General features: G+C 55.9%; 17 protein-coding genes, 2 tRNA genes and 4 pseudogenes. 13 read left to right on the top strand and 10 right to left on the bottom strand.

Features of this window, described 5'->3' with window-relative positions; translation table 11 throughout:
- Window positions 1-237: 237 nt before the first annotated feature.
- From FBY10_RS30605 to FBY10_RS30595, 3 genes are all read right to left on the bottom strand, one after another.
- Window positions 238-1,605, bottom strand: coding sequence for a glutamine synthetase family protein (locus FBY10_RS30605; RefSeq protein ID WP_032885992.1), 1,368 nt, complete (start codon window positions 1,603-1,605; stop codon window positions 238-240).
- Window positions 1,606-1,674: 69 nt separating this feature from the next.
- The gene (locus tag FBY10_RS30600; protein WP_145338792.1) at window positions 1,675-3,075 is read right to left on the bottom strand and encodes an aspartate aminotransferase family protein; all 1,401 of its coding nucleotides are present in this window, start codon (window positions 3,073-3,075) and stop codon (window positions 1,675-1,677) included.
- A 168-nt stretch (window positions 3,076-3,243) separates the two neighbouring features.
- Window positions 3,244-4,035 carry an SDR family NAD(P)-dependent oxidoreductase gene (locus FBY10_RS30595; RefSeq protein ID WP_131699176.1) on the bottom strand — a complete coding sequence of 264 codons (792 nt, stop codon included), beginning with the start codon at window positions 4,033-4,035 and terminating at the stop codon, window positions 3,244-3,246.
- Between the two features lie 97 nt (window positions 4,036-4,132).
- Between FBY10_RS30595 and FBY10_RS30590 the strand changes: the two genes are divergently transcribed.
- Entirely contained in the window at window positions 4,133-5,038 is a 906-nt protein-coding gene (locus FBY10_RS30590; RefSeq protein WP_131699175.1) for a LysR family transcriptional regulator, read from the top strand.
- 20 nt (window positions 5,039-5,058) lie between these two features.
- Here FBY10_RS30590 and FBY10_RS30585 read toward each other — a convergent pair whose 3' ends face one another.
- Window positions 5,059-5,949, bottom strand: a complete 891-nt coding sequence (locus tag FBY10_RS30585) for a LysR family transcriptional regulator (protein WP_131699174.1) — start codon at window positions 5,947-5,949, stop codon at window positions 5,059-5,061.
- A gap of 165 nt (window positions 5,950-6,114) precedes the next feature.
- On the opposite strand from FBY10_RS30585, the gene FBY10_RS30580 reads away from it, so the two are divergent.
- From FBY10_RS30580 to FBY10_RS32420, 6 genes and pseudogenes are all read left to right on the top strand, one after another.
- Window positions 6,115-7,197 carry a 4-oxalomesaconate tautomerase gene (locus FBY10_RS30580; RefSeq protein WP_145338791.1) on the top strand — a complete coding sequence of 361 codons (1,083 nt, stop codon included), beginning with the start codon at window positions 6,115-6,117 and terminating at the stop codon, window positions 7,195-7,197.
- Between the two features lie 44 nt (window positions 7,198-7,241).
- Window positions 7,242-8,555, top strand: a complete 1,314-nt coding sequence (locus FBY10_RS30575) for a dicarboxylate/amino acid:cation symporter (RefSeq protein ID WP_145338790.1) — start codon at window positions 7,242-7,244, stop codon at window positions 8,553-8,555.
- Between the two features lie 128 nt (window positions 8,556-8,683).
- Complete coding sequence (locus FBY10_RS30570) at window positions 8,684-9,988, top strand: CitMHS family transporter (protein WP_131699171.1); 1,305 nt, start codon at window positions 8,684-8,686, stop codon at window positions 9,986-9,988.
- Window positions 9,989-10,079: 91 nt separating this feature from the next.
- Window positions 10,080-11,333: an OprD family porin gene (locus FBY10_RS30565; RefSeq protein WP_131699170.1), complete on the top strand. Its 1,254-nt coding sequence runs from the start codon at window positions 10,080-10,082 to the stop codon at window positions 11,331-11,333.
- 59 nt (window positions 11,334-11,392) lie between these two features.
- Window positions 11,393-12,205 (top strand): annotated as a pseudogene (locus tag FBY10_RS32425) (cache domain-containing protein); the annotation flags it as partial.
- 36 nt (window positions 12,206-12,241) lie between these two features.
- Window positions 12,242-13,063 (top strand): methyl-accepting chemotaxis protein, encoded by an 822-nt coding sequence (locus tag FBY10_RS32420; RefSeq protein ID WP_371921010.1) that lies wholly within the window; start codon window positions 12,242-12,244, stop codon window positions 13,061-13,063.
- Window positions 13,064-13,306: 243 nt separating this feature from the next.
- Here FBY10_RS32420 and FBY10_RS30555 read toward each other — a convergent pair.
- The 3 genes from FBY10_RS30555 to FBY10_RS30545 form a co-directional block, all read right to left on the bottom strand.
- Window positions 13,307-13,383, bottom strand: a tRNA-Asp gene (locus FBY10_RS30555).
- Window positions 13,384-13,402: 19 nt separating this feature from the next.
- Window positions 13,403-13,478 (bottom strand) — tRNA-Val (locus tag FBY10_RS30550).
- Window positions 13,479-13,872: 394 nt separating this feature from the next.
- Window positions 13,873-14,160: a hypothetical protein gene (locus FBY10_RS30545; protein ID WP_145338788.1), complete on the bottom strand. Its 288-nt coding sequence runs from the start codon at window positions 14,158-14,160 to the stop codon at window positions 13,873-13,875.
- Window positions 14,161-14,313: 153 nt separating this feature from the next.
- Here FBY10_RS30545 and FBY10_RS32415 point away from each other — a divergent pair.
- A pseudogene (locus FBY10_RS32415) lies at window positions 14,314-15,633 on the top strand (HAMP domain-containing protein); the annotation flags it as partial.
- Window positions 15,634-15,735: 102 nt separating this feature from the next.
- On the top strand, window positions 15,736-16,491 hold the full coding sequence (locus FBY10_RS32410; RefSeq protein WP_371921009.1) for a methyl-accepting chemotaxis protein: 756 nt from the start codon (window positions 15,736-15,738) through the stop codon (window positions 16,489-16,491).
- A 75-nt stretch (window positions 16,492-16,566) separates the two neighbouring features.
- On the opposite strand, the gene FBY10_RS30535 is transcribed toward FBY10_RS32410, so the two are convergent.
- Together FBY10_RS30535 and FBY10_RS30530 are read right to left on the bottom strand one after the other, a co-directional pair.
- On the bottom strand, window positions 16,567-16,707 hold the full coding sequence (locus FBY10_RS30535) for a transposase (protein ID WP_145338786.1): 141 nt from the start codon (window positions 16,705-16,707) through the stop codon (window positions 16,567-16,569).
- 335 nt (window positions 16,708-17,042) lie between these two features.
- A protein-coding gene (locus tag FBY10_RS30530) for an IS5 family transposase (protein WP_145338785.1) occupies window positions 17,043-17,896 on the bottom strand; the annotation gives its coding sequence in 2 pieces (ribosomal slippage) (window positions 17,043-17,548 and window positions 17,548-17,896; 855 coding nt in all).
- A gap of 126 nt (window positions 17,897-18,022) precedes the next feature.
- Between FBY10_RS30530 and FBY10_RS30525 the strand changes: the two genes are divergently transcribed.
- The 3 genes from FBY10_RS30525 to FBY10_RS30515 are packed head-to-tail and all read left to right on the top strand — an operon-like array spanning window position 18,023 to window position 20,585.
- Window positions 18,023-18,700, top strand: a complete 678-nt coding sequence (locus FBY10_RS30525; protein WP_145338784.1) for a response regulator — start codon at window positions 18,023-18,025, stop codon at window positions 18,698-18,700.
- The gene (locus FBY10_RS30520) at window positions 18,700-20,088 is read left to right on the top strand and encodes a HAMP domain-containing sensor histidine kinase (protein ID WP_145338783.1); all 1,389 of its coding nucleotides are present in this window, start codon (window positions 18,700-18,702) and stop codon (window positions 20,086-20,088) included. The genes FBY10_RS30525 and FBY10_RS30520 overlap by 1 nt, the downstream gene beginning before the upstream one ends.
- A 59-nt stretch (window positions 20,089-20,147) precedes the next feature.
- Window positions 20,148-20,585, top strand: coding sequence for a hypothetical protein (locus FBY10_RS30515; protein ID WP_206665934.1), 438 nt, complete (start codon window positions 20,148-20,150; stop codon window positions 20,583-20,585).
- A 442-nt stretch (window positions 20,586-21,027) separates the two neighbouring features.
- Here FBY10_RS30515 and FBY10_RS30505 read toward each other — a convergent pair.
- Window positions 21,028-21,221: pseudogene (locus tag FBY10_RS30505) on the bottom strand (transposase); the annotation flags it as partial.
- 121 nt (window positions 21,222-21,342) lie between these two features.
- Here FBY10_RS30505 and FBY10_RS30500 point away from each other — a divergent pair.
- Window positions 21,343-21,629, top strand: a pseudogene (locus FBY10_RS30500) (transposase); the annotation flags it as partial.

Raw genomic sequence — 21,629 nt, 5'->3', positions numbered from 1 at the left:
AAGGATTGCGTCGGGTCTATTGAGGCGCTTACGCCGTAACTCTACCGTGGACGCCTACTCCATCACGTAGGAAGCCCATCGTGGAAAGCTCAACCCTAGGCATGATCGTACTGACCATAATCGCCGTGTTCGGCACCGCTTCTTTTTGCTTCGAGCACTTGGCCACGCGCCAGCCACGCAAGAAAAAGGTCAGGTAGCCTCAGCGGTCCGTTTCAAGGCGTCCTGACGGGTCGACATTCATGCGTGAGTGAGGTACCAGCGCCAGTCCTGCTCTCCGACTTCAGCATTGAATTGACGGAACTCGCGCCACTTGATCGCCAGGAACACCTTCAGGAATTCAGCGCCCAGCGCCTCACGTGCCCAGGTTGAGCGTTGCAGTGCCTGCAACGCTGTCAGCCAATCGGTGGGTAGAAAATCGGTCGCCTGTTCATAGCCATTCCCCACAATCGCCGCGCCGGGATCGCTTTGATGAGTGATGCCGTGGTGAATGCCCGCCAGTAACGCGGCAGCGGCGAGATAGGGGTTGGCATCGGCACCGCAAATGCGGTGTTCGATGTGCCGACTGATGGCGGGGCCGCCGGGCACGCGGAACGACACCGTACGGTTGTTGACGCCCCAACTTTTAGCCAGCGGCGCGTAACTACCGGTCTGGAAGCGTCGATATGAATTGGCATGGGGGCAAAATATCGCCAGCGAGTCAAACAAGGTCTCCATCATCCCGCCGATGGAGTGCCGCAACAGTGGCGTACCCTGTGGGTCTTCGCTCGCATACAGGTTATTCCCGTGCTCGTCGGCCAGGCTGACGTGCAGGTGCATACCGCTGCCGGCCTGATCGCTGAATGGCTTGGCCATGAAGCACGCTTGCAGCCCATGTTTGTTGGCCACCCCCTTGACCAGGCGTTTGTAACGTACGCCTTCATCAATGGCCTGGAGTGCGTCGAAACGATGCTCCAGCGTCAACTCGACCTGGCCTGGCGCGTACTCGGATATCGCCGTACGTACCGGCAACCCCTGCAGCGCGCACGCTGCGTAGAGGTCATCAAGAAACGGTTGAAGCTGCTCAAGCTCGTATACGCCATAGACCTGTGGAGCAACAGGGCGTACGCCATTGGTCTGCAACGCCGGCTGCGGCCGACCGTTGACGTCGCGTTGTCGGTCCAGCAGGTAGAACTCCAACTCAACGGCCATGACCGGATGGAATCCATCGGCTTTCAGCCGCTCGATGGTGTTCACCAGTACGTGGCGCGGGTCCGCCGGTGCGGCGGGAATTCCTTGGGTCGGGTGCATGCTCACCTGCACTTGACCGGTGGGGTTGGTGCGCCAGGGTTGCAAGGTCAGGCTTCCCGCCAAGGGGTATGTCCAACAATCGGCGTCAGCAACATCCCAGACCAAGCCTGTGTCTTCTACGTCTTCACCCTGCACGGTCAAGGCGAGAATGGAACTTGGCAGTGGCCGACCATTTTCGTAGATCGCCAGCAGTTCGTCGCGATGTAACAGTTTGCCCCGTGGAACGCCATTCGCGTCGATAAGGAACAACTCGATGCTCAGCACTTCAGGGTGGGCGGCCAGATAATCTACGGCCTCTTTTTTATCCGCAAATTGCATGTCAAACCTCTTAGCGCTTATTCAAGCGACTGGCAGTATTTAAGAACAATGGCGTTTTCAGACGTGCAGTTATGAAGCGATAACCCGCGCGCCAGGTTGGGCAAGCAGGGTGGTCAGCGCGTTATCCAACTCAGCAATCAGCCTGTCGATATCCGCATCACTTGTTTGCGGACAGCACAGGGTCATGTTGTGAAAAGGCGTGATCAGGATTCCGCGGTTGATGAGATAAAGATGCAGCGCCATTTGAAGGCTGTCATGAAAAGCCGCCTCGGCTTGCGCGCCTGTTCTTGGCGAGGTAGCACAGAATTGAAACTCACAACGCGCGCCCAACTCTGTGACAGACCAGTTCAGTTGGTGCCGCTTGAACAACCCTCGAAATCCCTGGGCCAGCCTTGAGGCCAGGGGCAACATGTGCTCGTATGCAGACTCTGTCATGACCTCTTCGAGACTGACGCGCATGCAACGCATCGCCAGGGCATTGGCGGAAAGCGTCGTTCCCATGCCACTGTGGCCATGCCCGCCGCTCTCCTCGCTGATGGCCTTCTGGACGTCGCGCATGGCCGAGGCGACTGGCTCGCTAACGCCAAACACCGCGCAAGGCACGCCACCTGCAATGGGTTTACCCACCACGAAAAAGTCGGGTTTCAAATCCCACTGGCGAGTGCATCCACCGAGGCCGGTGGAAATAGTGTGGGTCTCATCAATGACCAACAGGCTGCCATATTTAAGGGTCAGCTCTCGGCACTTTTGCATGAACCCCGGATCCGGCAGGACCATGCCAATGTTCGTCATCGCCGGTTCGCACATCAGCGCGCACACATCGCCCTGGGCTAATGCCGCCTCCAGTGCGGCGACATCGTTGAAGGGGATGGATCGACTGTATTGGCTCAAGTCGTAGGCTTGGCCCACAAGACCTGAACGGTGCACTGTTTTGCCGTCGCGGTAGCGCACCATCACGTCATCCACGGTGCCGTGGTAGCAGCCATCGAACACCAGCAAGACGTTGCGCTGGGTGATAGCGCGCGCCCAGCGCAGCACATACCGGTTGGCGTCAGTCGCATTGGCGGTCACTTGCCAGTAAGGCAGCTCGAATCGCCGAGCCAGCAACTCGCCGCAGACCACCGCGTCTTCGCCCGGCAGCATCGTGGTCAAGCCATTATTCGCCTGCTCGGTTATGGCGCGGACAATAGGATCAGGTGAATGGCCAAACATCGTGCCGGTGTCGCCAAGGCAAAAGTCTATGTATTCATGCCCGTCAACGTCGGTGAAGCGCGCCCCTTTTGCACGCTGGACGAAGAGCGGCGAAGGCATCGACCAATCGCTCATCCAGTGCATGGGCACACCGTTGAACAGATTCGCCTTGGCGCGCTCGGCCAGCGCCAGTGAAGTTGGGTTGTTTTCTATAAACCGGGCACGCTCGGAGGCGGTAAAAGCAGCAATCGCTGATTCACTAATTCCACTTTTCGACATGATCAATACCCTATGTTAATTATCAAATTAATTAAAAGTCCGTTGCTGAATGACAGCCGGATACAGCTCAAAGAACTCAACTGTTCTTTGATACATCGCGCTTTTATAAATCTCGGTTATAGCCCCCGCCCAATATCGTGGATTGAGCGCGCTGGAGCGTATTCAAACTTAATAATCGCCGTGAGGGGCTTTGTTCTCGACCAGACAGTTCCCGCCATCCACCACGAGGACTTCCCCAGTGATGTAACTGGCGTCAGGCGATGCCAGAAATGCAACCGCCGCCGCCACTTCGCGGGGGCTGCCGGCGCGCCCAATGGGGGTGAAGCGCCCCGCCTCGGCTTCAACGGGCGTGGTTGAGCCCGTGGTGATCCAGCCGGGGGCCACGCTGTTGACGGTAATCCCCTGCTTGGCGACTTCAAGCGCAAGCCCCATGTTCATGCCCACCATCGCTGCCTTTGCGGCGCTATAAGCGGCTTCCCCCGGATTGCTCCCGCGGGTGCCCGTGGTAGAACTGATATTGACAATGCGTCCGTAACCTCGCGCCCTCATACCGGGTAAAACAGCCCGCGTCAGAAGAAAAGCGGTGGTTAAGTTTCTGGCCAGTGAAAGATTCCACTCATGCAGTTCCATACTCGCCAATTCCGAGAAAACCTCAGGGCTTCCTTGCATGGCCATACCGGCATTATTCACCAGAATATCGACCCGCCCCCAGACTGACTCTGCCCATAGGCCGAACTCGCGCACCTGACTTTCATTGGTGAGGTCAGTTGCCCGGCCTTCAACTTCAAACCCTTCTGCGAGTAGCTCTTTAACTCGATCCTCGATGCGCTTGCTGCTAGCGGTGATGATCAATCTCGCGCCCGCTGCACCCAGCCTGCGTGCGATCGCCATACCAATACCCGCTTCACTTCCGGCACCACTGATAAGTGCCACTTGCCCCCTCAAATTAGTATTTAACATGGTGTTCCCCACGTACTTAATTTGTAATAGAAGTGGAAATTAGGCTAATAAATCTGATAAATAAAGACAATCATCATCAGGAAATCTGACAACCGTTATGGCGTTCACCAGTGAGTCACTCAAAATTTTCCTTGCGGTTGTCGACAGCGGCTCCTTTTCTGCCGCCGCACGCAAATTGGGCCGGGTACCCTCCGCCATCAACATGGCGGTGTCGCAGCTGGAAGCGGAGCTGGATTTATTGCTTTTTGACCGATCAACCCGCAAAGCCATTCCTACGGCCGCCGCCAAAGCACTTGAGCCTCAGGCACGACAGGTCGCCAGCCAGTTAAACCTGCTGGACGCCCATGCGCTCCAGCTTCATCAAGGGTTGGAGGAGCGCCTGGTCCTTGCGATGGCGCCGGAGTTGCAAACAGGCGTATGGAATCGTCCGCTGGCCATTATCGCCAGGGAGTTTCCAACGCTTGAAATCGAGATTCGCTCCGCGTCCCATCCGGAGGCGATGCGCATGCTCCATGAAGGGCGTGTGCAATTGGCACTTGGATTTGAACGACCAGGGCTTGACGAGCGGGAAACGTTTCTTGAAGCAGGGAGCCAATTGTTAGTCGCCGTTGCCTCTCCTGATCATCCTGCGGCCGCCGGCAAGAAAAGCCCCTTAAGTGAAGAGCAACTGGTCAACGTTCGGCAGATCATCGTGGCTACTGGAGGACCTACAGACTCTGATCCACGTGTTGTGCTGTCACGGCGGATTTGGCACAGCGACAATTATCTGGCAACGCTGGATCTGGTGCAGCAAGGATTGGGCTGGGCTTATCTTCCGCAACCGCTGGTACAACCTCTCATCACTTCGGGCGCATTGACGGAGGTGGTGTTTGACAACATGCCGAGTCAGATGCGGCTATGGGTCGATATCATCTGGGTAAAGAACCGCCCCCTGGGGCTGGCAGCGAGTCGCTACCTGAGCCTGATGCGCAAGATTGTCGAGGGCGAGCCGCGTCGTGTTTGAGAAAAAACCAGCCGTATGGCTCATTGCGGCCACTGCTCAAGCAGTATCGAGACAAATTTTTCCGCCGCTGGCGAAAGCGATGATCCCCGACGGTAGACCAAGCCCAAGGAGCGGTTCACTACCGGTTCGATCAACGGAACGCTGACCAAGGTTGGATGATCTTGAGCCGGCATGGCCAGGCTCGGCATCGCCGAAACCCCCAGGCCGGCCTCCACCAGGCCCAGCGAAGTAGAGAGGTGCTGGACTTCGTAGAACCATTGCGGCCGCCAACTCAAGCCCGACAACGCGTGATCGAGCAGCATGCGGTTCCCGCTCAGGCGCCCTACCCCGATAAGGCGGTAATCGCTCAATTCAGACCAGGTGACCGAACTGCGCCCAGCCAGTTCATGATCTCGCCGACACGCTAATACAAAAGGTTCGCTGACCAAGGGCACGAACTCAATGTCCGGATGCTGCCCACTCATCATGTTGATACCGAAGTCGGCTTCCCCCCGCAGCACCGCCTCAAGCCCCTCATTGGCACTCAAATCCAGCAGGCGGATCCGAATTTTCGGGTAGCGCTCGTTATACAGGCGAATGACTGAAGGCAAGAAATAGAAAGCTGCAGTAGGGATACACGCCAGGGTTACCCGACCAATCTGGCGTTCGGCCAATTCGCGGATATTGAGAATCGACTCATCGAAGTCATCCAGCAACCGACGTGCCTTTGGAAGAAAGTCCCGACCCACGCTCGTGAGGCTGACCTTCCGCGTGGTGCGATCAAGCAAAGAGGTGCCCAACCCCTCTTCCAGTTTTTTTATTCGGCGACTGAGGGCAGGCTGAGACAGGTGCAACGCATCGGCTGCTTCATGAAAGCTGCCAAGTTCGGCGATTTTCACGAATGATCGAATGTCGTTCAGCTCATATTCCATGTCTTATCTCATCAGAAGAAGGCGTCGAAAGGAAATTCAGCGTAAATTTATCATTCGTAAAACGCAACAATCTCTTCAATTTTTGCATTTGAAACATTTTTTAAAGCTTGAGACTCTTGCCCCCAGAACATCAATTACATCGATTGATCAACAAGAGTCAGTGTCATGCAAAGAATTCCCTGTGTGCTGATGCGCGGTGGTACCTCCAAGGGTCCGGTATTTCTGGATTGGGACTTGCCGGCCGCCATCGAGGAACGTGACGAGCTACTGCTCAACGTAATGGGCTCCGGCCATGAACTGGAGATCGATGGTATCGGCGGTGGCAGCCCGCAAACCAGCAAGGTCGCGATTGTCAGCCCTTCCCTGCACCCTGACGCGGACGTCGATTACCTGTTCGTCCAGGTGATGGTCTCGCAGCGTCGGGTGGACAGTGCCCCCAACTGCGGCAACATGCTGTGTGCCGTCGGCCCGTTCGCCATTGAGCAGGGCCTGGTCAAAGGCTCGCCGGGACACACCCGCGTCCGCATTCGCAACGTAAACACCGGCACCTTCATCCATTCCGACGTCTACACACCCGATGGCAAGGTCAGTTACGAGGGCGATACCGCCATCGATGGCGTACCCGGTACCGCGGCGCCCGTGCAACTGACCTTCCTCGATGCAGCCGGCAGCAAGACTGGCAAACTCTTCCCCACCGGCAATACACACGACGTGATCGACGGCATTGCCGTGACCTGCATCGACATGGCGATGCCCATGGTGCTCGTCGAAGCCCGTCAACTGGGCAAGCGTGGCGATGAAAGCCCGGCGGAGCTGGACGCCGATAAAGACTTCCTGCGGCGCCTTGAGTCATTGCGGCTTCAGGCAGGCCTGGCCATGGGCCTGGGCGATGTCAGCGACAAAGTGATTCCCAAGCCGGTGCTGGTCTCCCCCGCGAAAGCCGGCGGCACGATCCAGGTTCGCTATTTCATGCCGCAAAACTGCCACCGCGCGCTGGCCATCACTGGCTCGATTGGGTTGGCCACCGCGTGCGTCATCGACGGCAGTATCGTTGCGCAGATGCTCGGCGGGATCAGTACACCGCGCCTTGAAGCGGTGCGTATCGAACACCCGAGCGGCGGGATTGATGTCGTATTGTCCTACACCGGCGGCAACAGTGAGACAATTCAGGCGTCTGTCGTACGCACCGCACGCAGGCTTTTTTCAGGTTACGTCTACGCCTCGGACTCTCAGCGCCTCGCCGGATAATCACGGCGGTCGTTGGCATTTTTTGCATCCACACAATTCTAAAAATGGGTGATGCCATGAAAGTTGTTAAATCGCTCTACTTCCAGATCCTCTGCGCCGTGGTGCTCGGTGTCGTGGTCGGGCATTTCTGGGCCCAGCAGGCCATTGCACTCAAGCCGCTGGGCGATGCGTTCATCAAGCTGATCAAGATGATGATTGCCCCCGTGGTGTTCTGCACCATCGTCACCGGCATTGCCGGGATGAGTGACAAACGCTCGCTTGGGCGCCTGCTCAGCAAGACCATGCTGCTGTTCTTCGGCCTGACGGTGATCAGCCTGGTGATTGGCCTGGTGGCGGTGTATGTATTCCAGCCGGGCGCCGGCATGAACATCGATCCGAACCAACTGAGCACCAAAGGATTGGCCCAGTACACGGAGTCGGCCGCAAAGCTTGGGGTTGTGGAGTTTTTCATGCACATCATTCCCGAGACCTTTATCGGTGCCTTCAGTAAAGGCGAAGTGCTGCCGGTCCTGTTTATTGCCGTGCTGTCCGGCTTTGCCTTGTCGTCACTGGGCGAACGTGGCAAGCCGGTGCTCGATGTACTCGAGTCCGCCTCGCAAATGGTCTTCAAGATCTTCGCTTACCTGATGCGTTTTGCGCCGATCGGTGCATTCGGGGCCCTGGCGTTCACCGTCGGTCAGTACGGCATCACGTCGCTGGGTTCGCTGGCCAAGCTGATCATGACCTTGTATATCGCCTGCGGCTTTTTCGTGTTCGTGGTACTGGGCAGCATTTGCCGCGCCAATGGCTTCAGCCTGTGGAAGCTGCTGCGCTACTTGCGCGAAGAATTCCTGGTGGTACTCGGTACCTCCTCCACGGAACCGGTGATGCCGCGCATGTTGGAGAAACTCGAAGCGCTGGGTTGCAAAAAAGGCATCGTCGGCCTGGTACTGCCTACCGGCTACTCGTTCAACTTGGACGGCACGGCGATCTACCTGTCTTTGGCAGCGATTTTCATTGCCCAGGCCTGCAACATTGACCTGAGCCTGACGCAAATCATCACCATGCTGGCGATCATGCTGCTGTCCTCCAAGGGCGCCGCCGGTGTGACCGGCAGCGGTTTCGTGGCACTGGCCTCGACCCTGACGGTCATTCACGACATCCCATTGGCCGGCCTGGCACTGCTGATCGGCGTTGACCGCTTCATGTCTGAAGCGCGCGCGCTGACCAGCCTGGCCAGCAACGCGGTCGCGACGGTGGTTATTTCGATGTCTGAAAACGCCTGCCACCGCGAAACGCTGAACCGGGTGCTCGATGGCAAATCTTGCGCGGCACCGGAGAAAGCCTGGCAAGACCTGACGGTCACCAAACACGTCTAGCAACAACCGGATAACGCTTACCCCTGACTGAACCCCCTCCCCGCTCGGCGCCGCTTGCCGCCCGGCGGGTCAGGGCTCGTGCGCCTCGGCGCCAGCCATTATTACGATAACAACAAGAGAATCGTCCTATGCTCGCTTTCCTTGGCTTGGCCATGGTGGTCGTATTCACCTTCCTCATCATGACGAAGCGCTTATCGCCGATCGTCGCGCTCACCGTAGTCCCCATCGTCTTCGCGGTGATTGGCGGCTTCGGCGGCACCACCGGCAAGATGATGCTCGACGGCCTGAAAATGGTCGCTCCGTCTGCCGCGCTGCTGCTGTTTGCGATCCTGTTCTTTGGCCTGATGATCGACGCGGGCCTGTTCGACCCACTGATCCGCAAAATTCTCAAGCGGGTCAATGGCGACCCGATGAAGATCGCGGTGGGCACCGCCCTGCTGTCGCTGCTGGTCGCACTCGACGGCGACGGGACAACGACCTACATGATTACCTGCGCAGCGATGCTGCCGCTGTATAAACGTATCGGCATGAACCCGATGATCCTGGCGACCATCTCCATGCTGTCCTTGAGCATCATGAGCGGCATGACGCCCTGGGGCGGCCCCGCGACGCGCGCTATTGCCGCGCTGGGCCTGGATGCCGGCGAATACTTCGTGCCGCTGCTGCCGACCATGATCGGCGGAGCCGCGTGGGTGGTCTTCACCGCCTTCATCCTGGGGCGCGCAGAGCGCAAACGTATCGGTAACGTGCAACTGCAGAGCGGCGGCGGCGATTGCTACATCAACGCGATTCTCGAGGACACACCCCACAAACGTCCGAAGCTGGCCTACGTCAATCTGGTGCTGGTGATTGCGGTGATGGCGGCCCTGGTGATGGGGCTGATGCATTCCGCGATCCTGTTCCTGATCGGTTTTGTACTCGCGCTGATGATCAACTACCCCCAATTGGACATTCAGAAAGAACGCATCCTGGCGCACTCGGGCAATGCCATGACCGTGGTATTGCTGGTATTCGCCGCCGGGATCTTTGCCGGGATTTTTTCCGGCACCAAGATGGTCGACGCCCTGGCGCAGACCCTGGTCGACTGGATCCCGCCGTCCTGGGGTCATCTGTTCCCACTGGTGGTTGCGATCACCAGCATGCCGCTGACCTTCGTGCTGTCCAACGACGCCTACTACTTCGGTGTGGTGCCGATCCTTGCCAATGCCGCCGCCGCTTATGGCATCGACCCGGTGGAAATCGCGCGCGCCTCGATCCTGGGGCAGCCCGTGCACCTCATGAGTCCGCTGGTGGCCTCAACCCTGTTGCTGGTGGGCATGGTCGATCGCGATATCGGCGACTTCCAGAAAGCCACCGTCAAATGGGCCGTACTGACCTCTCTGGTCGTCACCGCGCTGGCCTTGTTGACCGGGGCCATCAGCCTGTTCACCTGATTCACCCATAACCTCTGCTGCCTTCCAACGCGCCTCACTCACGAGGCGCGTATCGCCCTGTACCCCAAATAACAACAACGAGTCATTTGCCATGAACCATGTGTATACCCGTCGGGCTTTGTTTTGCGCGTTAGGCCTGGTACCCGTCGCAGGGGCCAACGCCGAAGGTTTTATTGATGACAGCAAACTCAAGCTGCAACTGCGTAACGTGTATTTCAACGAGAACTTTCGCGACGAGCACGGCTTGAGCGCACGGGCTGCGCGCACCGCAAAAAGTGAACGCACCGAATGGGCCCAGGGATTTCTGCTGGACTATCAGTCCGGATTTACCGCCGGCACCCTCGGCTTCGGCGTGGATGCCCTGGGGCTGTATGGCGTAAAGCTCGACTCCGGCCGTGGTCGCAGCGGCACCGGGCTCATGCCGCTGCATGATGACGGGAGAGCGGCCGACGAGTTTGCCAGCGCCGGCGCTACCGCAAAAGCCAGGTTCGCCAAAACCACCGTCAAGTACGGCACCTTGCTGCCCAAGACGCCGGTGCTGATTTACAACGATGCACGCTTATTGCCCCAGACCTACCAGGGCACCCAGGTCAGCAGCAGCGACATTGAGAACCTGACCGTCACCGGCGGGCATCTGGACCGTTTCAAACTGCGCGACTCCACCGACAGCGTGCCGATCGTGCCTGACGGCTACAGCGGGGAAAAGTCGGGCGATTTCAATTACGCCGGGGCCGAGTACAAATGGGGCAAGAATGTTCGCCTGAGCTATTTCTACGGGGAGCTGGAGAACTTTTACCGACAGAACTTCGCCGGTATCCAGCACGACCTGCCGTTGGCCGGTGGCGTGCTGACCAGCGACCTGCGCTACTTCAACAGCGTTGACAGCGGCTCGGCCTACGCCGGCAAAATCGACAATGACATGCTCAGCGGCCAACTGTCCTACGCCATCGCCGGGCATACCGTCGGCGGGGGCTATCAGACCCTGCGCGGTGACGCCGGCCTGCCCTACATCAGCGGCGCAACCGTGTACTCGTTCAGCAACGCCGGCATCGGCAAGTTCATCGAAGAAGACGAAAAGACCTGGATGCTCAACTACGGTTACAACTTCGCCGCCGTCGGCGTGCCCGGCCTGACCTTCAGTGCGCGCTACCTGAGCGGCAATGACGGCAAGTCCACGACCACGGTCAAGGAATGGGAGCGTGATGCCGAGCTGGCCTACGTTGTGCAGGCCGGCACGTTCAAGGGGCTGGGTGTGCGCATGCGCAACTATGTCTACCGCTCTGAATTTTCCCGAGGCCGCGACAGCAACCGCCTCTACCTCACCTATGACATCGCCCTTTGGTAAGTCGACGATCGCGGCCCTTGTGGCCGCGTTCATACAGATTCAGGTGAGGAACCCAAAGCATGCTGTTTAAAAATAGAGTACTGATGCTGGTGCTGGCCCCGGTGGTGCTGTTATCCACGGTGCTGGCGCTGACAACGAGCACCACCTTGCTGTCGAGCGCCGAGCAGGAAGTCACGGTGACTCGGGAACGCCTGCTTGATGAAAGCCGGGAGCGCTTGAAAGACTACGCCAACCTTGCCCGAACCTCAGTAGCGGACCTGTATGTGCAGGCAGAGACGGGGAACAAAGCAACGCGTGCGCTGGCGATCGCGCGACTGTCGCAAATGAAGTATGGGGACGACGGCTATTTCATCGGTTACGACAGTCAGGTCGTGCGCCTGTTTCGGGGCGACAGCCGCGAAGGCGTCGGCACTGACATGAGCGACCGCAAAGACAAGAACGGAATTTACCTGAACCGGGAAATGGTTGCCGCAGCGAAGAACGACACCCACTTCGTCAACTATTCGGGAGCCCTGATCAATACGGATAAAGTCGTTCCCAAGCTGGCCTACAGCTTTTACCTGCCCGCCTGGGACATGGTGGTGGTCACCGCGATTAACCTCGACAGTATCGAAAGCCAGGTTGCCCAGGTGCGTGGAGAAATCCATCAGCGTGTGCGCAGCCTCGTCTATGGGATAACCGTCATTGCCCTGATTGCGCTCGGGATCACCGGCGTGCTCGCATTGTTATTGGTTAAAAGCAGCCTGCGTCCGCTGTCGCGGATTCGCGAGCACCTTGATGAAATCGCAGCGGGCGAAGGCGATCTGACGCGGCGCTTACCCATCAGCCGCGACGAGTTCGGCCAGGTGGCCGTGTCGTTCAATGCCTTCGTCGATAAGATTCACGGGCTGGTCAGCCAGATCGTCGGCATGGCCCGAGAGTTGAATGCATCGGTCACCCAGGTGGCCGAACAGAGCAAATGCATCGATCAGGTCATGGAACAGCAACGCCAGGAAACCGATCAGGTCGCCGCAGCAATTAATCAGATGTCATCCGCGGCGCAAGAGGTAGCCATCAGCGCCCAGAGCGCTTCGGATGCAGCTGGCGAAACCGACTTGCAGGCCCAGCACGCCAGGCAGGTCGTCAATGAAAGCATCGGCCGGTTGGGCACCCTGACCGAGGACCTGTCCGCGGGAGGTGTCTCGTTGAAAAGCCTGCAAGGCGATGTAGAAGGCATTGTCACAGTGCTGGATGTCATCCGCTCGATCGCCGAGCAAACCAACCTCCTGGCACTCAATGCCGCGATCGAAGCGGCACGAGCCGGGGACGCGGGTCGCGGATTTGCCGTGGTTGCCGACGAAGTACGTGCGCTGGCAAGCCGGACGCAACTCAGCACCCAGGAAATTCAAGCGATGATCGAGCGCCTTAACCAGGCCACCACGAAGGTCGTCACAGCGATGAGTCATTCCGGCGCAGCAGGTCATAGTGCCAGCCAGCACGCGGAACAAGCCGGGCAATCGCTGGGCAAAGCGGTCGAGTTGATCGTCACCATCAATACGATGAACGCGCACATCGCCAGCGCCGCGCAAGAGCAGACGTCGGTCGCCGAAGAAATCAATCGCAGCGTCCATCAGATAGCCCGCGCGATTGAAAACGTCGCAGACCAGACGCAAAGCGGCGTACACACGGTCGATGAGCTGTACGCCATCGGTCATCGCCTGGAAGGCCTGTTGAGGCAATTCAAGATTTAACCGAGACGCCGGCTTGCGTTCAGATTGCAACGCCTGCATGCGGTGGGGCCAGACGAGCCTTCACCAAGACACTGCTGCTGTGCTTATCCACAATTGCTGGGACAACAATCAGCAATCCGCCTTGGGTCAATTTTCAAGTGGCTGGAGGTGGATTCCAGTGGAATCCAGAAACGAAAAATAGCGGCACAAGGCCGCTATTTCCGTGGCTTCCAGGCGCTCAATGGGCCTTGGCGGAAGCAAATATGGCGCAGCGGACGGGACTCGAACCCGCGACCCCCGGCGTGACAGGCCGGTATTCTAACCGACTGAACTACCGCTGCGCGTAACACTTGAAGCGAATGGTGGGTGATGACGGGATCGAACCGCCGACCCTCTGCTTGTAAGGCAGATGCTCTCCCAGCTGAGCTAATCACCCTTCGTTTCGGTGTGGGCGCATCATACACCAAAAAATCGTAATGTCTTGATTTAAATGCAATTTATTCAAAAAAAGTTCGCCGTACGATTTTTTGCCATATTCCGGACAGCAAAAAGCCCGCGATTAAGCGGGCTTTCTGTGGTGACCTGGCGTTCAGCGTTCCAAGTTACCGAATATGGCGCAGCGGACGGGATCATAACTCACCTTCCAAGTCTTTGAAATCTTACTACATTCATGACGTTGCGTTTCATCTATGGCCTCAATTATGTACTCAATAGTAATTGCTGTAAACAGCTCTATCAGGCTACATGACAGGTATCCGTGAGAGGCTCAAGTTCAGACAGAACGTCGCTTCGTTCACCCCAGTGACCATGATGCCGATAAGACCGTAAGGTTATCTGGCAGGTAAGCGTCCGGACAATTCACCTACCGCATCAGTGGATGCCTGCCAATCGCTACAAGGTGTATTCGCTGGCATAACATAAATAGAACGATCCTTTCTCATGGCGCTTGGCTCTATCTGACTCAGTGAGGTGGTGAGGCTTAGACGCTTAAATGCATAAAGAAACATTTCAGTCGGCGCGTCACGATGAGAATGATAAACCTTTTTATTTGTGTATGGGTTTGGAACACGAAGCACCAGATAATGCCAAAGAGACATTCTGGCGGAAAGAGCGATCATGAAGCGCAGCACTGCTGCCTGATCGAGGTTAATTGACCGGGCAGTCGATGTTGGTACGCATACAAAAACTCGTTACATATCTGGCTTATTAAAATTGCATCTCTGCCGATGAAGGTACATACACAATAAGAAGTCAGTGGATCAGGCCAGCTGATGGTCAACCCCCACATTGCTCCCAAGCGAGATAACCCAATGCTCGACACTCTCTCCATCCGCTTAAAGATCACCCTTCTCTCCGGATTGTGCCTCTTGGGCGTGATTGGCCTGATCGTCAGCCTGAATCTCTACCAAAGCAGTCAGAACAACCTGTTGATCAGTACGTCGAGCAGCAAGATGCTGACGGAAAGCGGGGACGACCTGCTGCAGGCCAAGGCCGCAGAGCAGGCGAGTAAGCTGCAAAGGGCCTTCGGCGATAGTCTGCTGATGCTCACCGTTCTTTCCGACCAAGCCTCCAACTTGCGCACTATAGCAGCCCGGCAAGGCTTGGCTGCCGCCACGCTGCGTGAAGAGCTGACCCAGAGCCTCAAGACCACCTTTGATCACAATCCGCAGATATTGGGGCTTTGGGTGCTTTACGAGCCCAATGCGCTGGAAGGTAAAGACAGTGAGTTCATCAACGACGCCGCGCGTGCCTCCAATGAAAAAGGGCGTTTTACCAGCGGCTGGAATCGGGGCGCCGGTCAGTCGGTCAATATCGTGATTCCCGAAGACGATTTGCAAAAGACCGAGCTGAGTATCAGCGGCGTCCCCTATAACAGTTGGTACACCTGTCCGCGAGACACTCGACACACCTGCCTGATGGCACCCTTTATCGATACCCAGGCGGGAATGGCACAACTGATGACCACCCTCTCCATGCCCTTGATTGCCGATGGCAAGGTCATCGGCGTCATTGGCGTGGACCTCGCACTCGGGGCTTTGCAAGCGGCAGCCAGTGATGCCCAGCAGACGCTGTTCAACGGCTCGGGCCGTATGCTGATTGTTTCGGACAGCGGTGTCCTCGCCGCCTACAGCAAGGATGCCGGTCAGATCGGCAAACACATCAGCGTCCCTTTGGGAGATGAAAGCAAGGCAGTGCTCAGTGCATTGCAACTCAAAAAGCCGGTGGTGCTGAGTCAGGACGAATTGATCCGCGCGGTCTACCCAGTTGCGCCCATCCCTGGCGCCGCGGCGTGGGGGGTGGTGATTGACCTGCCCAGGGACGTACTGCTGGCCGACTCATTGGAACTTCAAACATTGCTTGACCAGGCGCAAACCCGCGACACCCTGAAGTCGCTGCTGGTCGCAACAGGCGCTGGACTGCTGGGCCTGCTGCTCATCTGGTTCACCGCCTCTGGCGTAACGCGCCCCATCAACAGGGTCGCTCAGATGCTCAAGGCAATTGCCAGCGGCGACGGCGACCTGACACAGCGACTGAACTACAGCAAGAAAGACGAACTGGGCGAGTTGGCGAACTGGTTCAACCGTTTCCTCGACAAACTGCAACCTACCATCGCACAGATCAAGCAGAGCATTACTGACGCTCGCGGCACTGCCGACCAGTCCTCGGAAATCTCGAGGCAGACCAGTGAAGGGATGCAGGTGCAATTTCGCGAAATCGATCAGCTGGCAACAGCCTCTAACGAAATGAGCGCGACGGCACATGAAGTCGCACACAGCGCTTCGAGCGCCGCCAAGGCTGCGCGAGGTGCCGACGAAGCGTCAAGAGAAGGCATTACCATCATCGAAAGAAGCACTCGCGACATCAACGCCTTGGCTAGCGAGGTCAGCAAGGCCGTCGCGGAAGTCGAAGCTTTGGCGGTCAACAGCGAGCAAATCGGCTCGGTACTCGAAGTCATCCGCAGCATTGCCGAACAAACCAACCTGTTGGCCCTCAACGCTGCGATTGAGGCGGCAAGGGCCGGGGAAAGCGGTCGTGGTTTTGCGGTAGTCGCCGATGAAGTGCGCAATCTTGCCAAAAGAACCCAGGACTCCGTCGAACAAATCCGACTGGTCATCGAGCGTATCCAGACTGGCACGCGTGGCGTGGTGGCAACCATGCATTCAAACCAGACGCTGGCCCAGGAGAACGCCGAGCAGATCCAACAAGCAGTGCAGGCATTAGGCAAAATCAGCGATGCGGTGACAGTGATCAGCGATATGAACCTGCAGATTGCAAGTGCGGCGGAGGAACAAAGCTCTGTGGCCGAAGAGGTCAATCGCAATGTCTCAACCATCCGCGGCGTGACCGAAGCGCTGACTGAACAAGCGGCTGAGTCGGCGCAGGTCAGTAGTCAGCTCAATGCACGAGCCAATCAACAAATGAAGCTGATGGATCAGTTCCGCGTATGACGCAAACAGGTTTCGATTCCGCGATACGGCCGCAAAAAGGATTTTTTGCAAGGCGTGCTCTGCGCACCGATTTGTTCAGAGCGGCATCCATTTACGTATGAAGGCGGCGTTAATGCCATGGCTCATGGCGACACTGGACACGGTTGCGCCAGGTTGCAGGCATTCCTGAACGACCTGGGCCTTGAACGGTTCGGGATAAGAGCTTAGTTGGCGCATTGAAATCCTGGCGATAAGTGTGATCGCGTCTGCTTAAAAATGTCCACTATCGCCCTAAGCGAGAGGGCAAGGAAGATTTATTGGCCGGACGCTTACTTTGGCAGATCACTGAACGCCTGAGTACCTACATGAAGCTTGAAGCGATTTAGCGAACTCCAAATCGCCGGGTTCAAACGCTCATGATGCAAATGTCTCAGATTGAAAAGCTCGCCTTGATTTTTGAACCAATGGAGTTCGAATGGGCCGGGACGGCCAAGCCTGCAGGAGAAACCGGATCGGCAACCTGCTTTCCGACGTGCCACGGCCAAGCATTCCGGCGATTCAGTAAGCTATTACTAGGGTTTGTCTGAAAAGTCAGCCCGCAAGCATTTCTCGATACAGGCCAGTGTAACCATGGCTTTGAAGCTGCTCGCCAGTTTTTCGTATCGCGTACAGAGCCGACGTTTTTCTTTGAGCCAACTGGACAGCCGTTCGATCACGTTGCGCTTTTTATATTGTGGCCTGTCGAACAGTCGAGGCAGGCCTGGTCGAGGCTTGCGATGCATCTTGCGCAAGGGAATGATCGGCTGCATGCCGTAGCGGTCACAGTACTGACGCAGTATCTGGCTGTCATAGCCCTTGTCCGCCAGTACACATCGGCAACGCTTACGCGGACGACCCTTGCTGCCTGGCAGGCTGATCTGTTCCAGTAGCGGCATGAAATAGCGCGAGTCGGCTTCTTGACCGGGCGACAACATGACAGCCAGCGGGAAGCCATGGCTGTCGCAGGCGAGATGTATTTTGGTGGTCAATCCGCCTCGGCTACGGCCTAGGCAGTGGTGTTGCGGTTCTTGCGGGCCCCTTTTTTTCCAGCACCGCTGGCCGCTCGGGTAGCTCGAATCGATGTCGAATCGACCATCCAGGTATTCAGATCGATAAAGCCATCTTCGCACAAACGAAGGTGTAAATGGCGCAGAACCTGCTCAAAAGTGCCGTTGTCACGCCATTGTCGGAAACGCTGGTAAACGGTCTTCCAAGGCCCAAAGCGCTCTGGAAGATCTCGCCATTTGGCACCAGAGCACAAAATCCAGAAGATTCCGTTAAGCATCTGGCGGTCATCGCGCCTTGGCCGCCCCATGTGTTGAGGAGGAGAAACGATGGCTTCGATCATCGCCCAACGCTCAGATGAAATTTCATAGCGGCCTGTCATAACGGCCCTCTTGGCAATCAGAGGGCATCATTTTAGCCAAAGAGACTTTTCAGACAAATCCTAATAGATTTCCTAATATATTTTTTCTTCAGACGTTCTTCATTCACTTTTGATAACGTAACTATTGTGAAAATTCTCCTAATCGAAGACGACCTGGATCTCGGCAATGGCGTTCGTATCGCACTTGCAGATCAAGGGTTAGATGTCATATGGGTTCGCCGAAAAGTAGATGCGTTGCATCAGCTCGATGTCTGCGTGCCAGAACTTGTGCTACTCGACCTCGGACTGCCCGACGGTGACGGCATGAGCCTGGTAGCATGCTTACGTCAGCAGTTCAGGGGGATCCCCGTCATCATCCTGACTGCAAGAGGCACTCTGCAAGATCGCCTGTGTGGGCTCGATGCGGGTGCAGACGACTATCTGGTAAAACCATTTGTTCTCGCCGAGTTGTTGGCTAGGGTGAGAGCACTGGCCCGACGCAGTTACGGTTTTCAAAATGAGGTGATAGAAATTCGAGGATTATTTCTTCATATGCCGACTCGTCGCGTGACAGTTAGTGGACGTAATGTTGATTTAACGGCAAGTGAATACGTCCTGCTTGAAATTTTAATGATGCGCGCTGACCGCGTGCTTACACGACGTTTTCTGGAGGAAAGGCTATTCGGCGCGAAAGAAAATATGAGTAATCCGTTGGATGTGCATATGGGAAATTTGCGTCGCAAAATCGGCGAAGGCTATGTGCGAACGGTGCGGGGTGTGGGGTATGTCATTGATACCGCTACAATTCAGAAAGGGATTGGTTGATGCGAAATTTTTGGCTCAACTTGAAAACTCCAACGCTTTCAAGACGAATTATACTCGCCCAGATGCTACTACTTACACTGCTTTGGTGTCTTTTTCTGACCTACATTTTGTGGGAGAACTTGCGAAGCCCCTCTATGCTCACGGGTAGCAATACTTACGAAACCATTCTTACATTAGTTAAGCGCATGGATGATCGCCCGCAGGACCTCACTACTGTGCTGGAAAAGTTCAGCGAAGCATTGCAGGAAGGTTATGGCGGAGGTGAAGATCCCAAACTGTCAATCAGCCTCATTGTTCGTAAGAATAGAAAGATAATTTATTCATCTGATGGTGCTCCGACAGGAGTAACAAATAGCAGGTATGGAGAAATTCAGAGCATTCAGAGTGAGGGGCGCAGCTGGAATAGCCGTACTCTCAAATCAGGGAACTCCGACGCGGAGGTAACACTTATTACCCCTGCCGGAGGCTGGAATTTCTTCATATACCTGAACTCTCGTGGATACTACATATTGCCGCTGCTGGTGTGCATTCCTTTTCTTTTTTTTCCCGCATGGCTATCAGTCCGTATTGCAATGCGCCCTTGGAGCAAGGTGATAAATGGTATTTCTTTGCGAACTTTAGAAGATCTCTCCCCCTTAAAAGAAGGACCAAAGCAGATAGAGCTTCGCCAAATGGTGGACGCGACCAATCTATTTCTTGCCAGAGTGCGAGCAAGTTCTGAGAGGGAACGGGTTTTCATTGCAGATGCCGCTCATGAGCTGCGTACTCCCCTGGCTGCAATGCGAATCAATGTTGAGGCTTTGCAGTCCTATGTAAGCAGCACTAATCAACAGGAGCTGCTTGCAGGGATTATTCGCAGCAATAGCCGTGCTGCGCGTCTCGTCAATCAGTTATTGCTGCTGATGCATAGCGAAGCAAGCATCGACACTGTTATGGAGGCTGTGCCGCTGACGACCCTCATACAAGAGCAAATGGCTGCGCTGGCCCCCCTAGCGGCTGAGCGTAGGATTGAACTTGAATTCTACTCTGATGGTGAAAGCTGGATCAATGGCATCAGGGAACGCCTTATGTCGCTGATTGATAACTTAATTGAAAATGCCGTGAAGTACAGCCCTGAGGGCGGACGCGTTGAGGTAGATGTGCGATCACTTGATAAATCTACTCAGCTACGTGTCTCAGATGCAGGCGCTGGCATTCCATTTGAATTAAGGGCGCGAGTCTTCGATAGGTTTTTTCGCGAGCCCAATCAAATGCAAAGCGGCAGCGGACTGGGGCTCGCAATAGTCAAAGCGGTTGCACTGCAGCACAACAGCAACGTATGGCTAAGTACATCTGCAGAGGGTGGACTCCTGGCGACTGTTGATTTTCCAAAACACAATTCCGACTGAAAAAGCATGATTTGATGCCTGCCCGGCGGAGGGCCCATACCAGAACAATGGAGTTGAAATTGAAATATTTATCCTTGCCTATACTATTCTTTTCTATCTCAATCAGCGGGTGCGCTATAACCGTCAGCGAATTAAAAAGTAGTCATTCATCTTATGACGGCAGCTTCACTAGCGAGAAGACGCCCTCCGATACTTATCGAAACTTAAGACTAATGGCAAGACAATGCCTGGAACATGAGACATATACAGGAAAGCCGGTCATCGTATTAAGCGAGTTTAGCGATGAGCGCAGTGAAGGTGAGATCAATCAAAAGCTCCTTTCGGAAGGACTGTTGATCAACAACGCCCTAATTGAAATAGAAAGACATGATGCGAACAAAGCACAGGTCAGGTTGTACACAACAAAGAACATCTTGAGTGTCGGTGCTAGATCGCCGAAGATAAGTGATATCAAGCGCTGGGCTGACGGCGATATAAATTGCGCTAACGAACTCTAGTTCATGCCGTGAGTACTCCAAGCCTATTGGAAAAATCCCGCATAATCGTTCAATCTGCTTTTATAGGTCAACGGCGATATATGCAATGAGCCGTTTGCCAGTCGCCTGCATAGAGTCGATGCAGCGAGGAGCCGACTTGTCGCTTAGGAGTAGTGGGCCTAAATGTAGGTAGCATTCTATGGTTGGGTGTTTGAATGCTTCAGGGTATCGGACGGAGCCGTAAAGCTTGATCGCAATATGCTCTGAATAATGGTGACCGATTGGCCAAGTGTCGGTAGGCGTGGCCATGCTGAAAGACCATTGTTGGCGCTGGAGCGAGATTGATCCAGTTGCTGATATTTAGCTGACCCGGGCTGTTGTGACGTAAACGATCATTGGCTCTGGGTAATTCGCGAGCTGACCGGGTAAGCGTCCCGTCCGCAACAGGGGCAATCCGTCATCAGCGGTCACAAACAGTCTTCCAAGGCCCAAAGCGCTCTGGAAGATCCCGCCATTTGGCGCCCGAGCACAATATCCAGAAGATACCGTTAAGCATCTGACGGTCATCGCGCCTTGGGCGTCCCATGCGTTGAGGAGGGGAACGATGGATTCGATCATCGCCCAACGTGCAGATGAGATTTCATATCGGCCTGCCATAACGGCCCTCCCAGCAACCAGAGCACGTCATCTTAGCCAAAGCGACTTTTCAGACAAACTGAATCGCCCCGGGTTTCGTAGACACCTCCATGCCTTAAACTGAGGCCAATCAGGAGGTGCCATGAGCAACCCACGTTATCCCGAAGAGTTCAAAATCCAAGCGGTCAATCAAGTGACCGAAAAGAAGCTGCCTGTCGCTGATGTGGCGGCGCGTCTTGGCGTGTCGACGCATAGCCTCTATGCCTGGATAAAGCGCTACAGCAAACCTCAGGCAGAACGGCAGCAAGACGACGATCAGCACGCTGAACTGCGTCGTCTGCGAGCCGAACTCAAGCGCGTCACCGAAGAGCGAGACATCTTAAAAAAGGCCGCCGCGTACTTTGCCAAGGAGTGCGGTTGAAGTACGCC

Source organism: Pseudomonas sp. SJZ103 (assembly GCF_007828335.1).
Lineage (GTDB): Bacteria > Pseudomonadota > Gammaproteobacteria > Pseudomonadales > Pseudomonadaceae > Aquipseudomonas.
The sequence above is the reverse complement of the archived record's forward strand: the minus strand, read 5'-3'. Positions and strand labels throughout refer to the sequence as shown.

Bases quoted from the DNA above. Each gene is read 5' to 3' on its own strand.
- FBY10_RS30575 (WP_145338790.1), top strand. From the start codon at position 7,242: ATGGGTGATGCCATGAAAGTTGTTAAATCGCTCTACTTCCAGATCCTC.
- FBY10_RS30545 (WP_145338788.1), bottom strand. From the start codon at position 14,160: ATGATCGCTCTTTCCGCCAGAATGTCTCTTTGGCATTATCTGGTGCTT.
- FBY10_RS32410 (WP_371921009.1), top strand. From the start codon at position 15,736: ATGCAGGTGCAATTTCGCGAAATCGATCAGCTGGCAACAGCCTCTAAC.
- FBY10_RS30605 (WP_032885992.1), bottom strand. From the start codon at position 1,605: ATGCAATTTGCGGATAAAAAAGAGGCCGTAGATTATCTGGCCGCCCAC.
- FBY10_RS30600 (WP_145338792.1), bottom strand. From the start codon at position 3,075: ATGTCGAAAAGTGGAATTAGTGAATCAGCGATTGCTGCTTTTACCGCC.
- FBY10_RS30590 (WP_131699175.1), top strand. From the start codon at position 4,133: ATGGCGTTCACCAGTGAGTCACTCAAAATTTTCCTTGCGGTTGTCGAC.
- FBY10_RS30595 (WP_131699176.1), bottom strand. From the start codon at position 4,035: ATGTTAAATACTAATTTGAGGGGGCAAGTGGCACTTATCAGTGGTGCC.
- FBY10_RS30565 (WP_131699170.1), top strand. From the start codon at position 10,080: ATGAACCATGTGTATACCCGTCGGGCTTTGTTTTGCGCGTTAGGCCTG.
- FBY10_RS30535 (WP_145338786.1), bottom strand. From the start codon at position 16,707: ATGCGCCAACTAAGCTCTTATCCCGAACCGTTCAAGGCCCAGGTCGTT.
- FBY10_RS32420 (WP_371921010.1), top strand. From the start codon at position 12,242: ATGGCCCGAGAGTTGAATGCATCGGTCACCCAGGTGGCCGAACAGAGC.
- FBY10_RS30520 (WP_145338783.1), top strand. From the start codon at position 18,700: ATGCGAAATTTTTGGCTCAACTTGAAAACTCCAACGCTTTCAAGACGA.
- FBY10_RS30585 (WP_131699174.1), bottom strand. From the start codon at position 5,949: ATGGAATATGAGCTGAACGACATTCGATCATTCGTGAAAATCGCCGAA.
- FBY10_RS30580 (WP_145338791.1), top strand. From the start codon at position 6,115: ATGCAAAGAATTCCCTGTGTGCTGATGCGCGGTGGTACCTCCAAGGGT.
- FBY10_RS30570 (WP_131699171.1), top strand. From the start codon at position 8,684: ATGCTCGCTTTCCTTGGCTTGGCCATGGTGGTCGTATTCACCTTCCTC.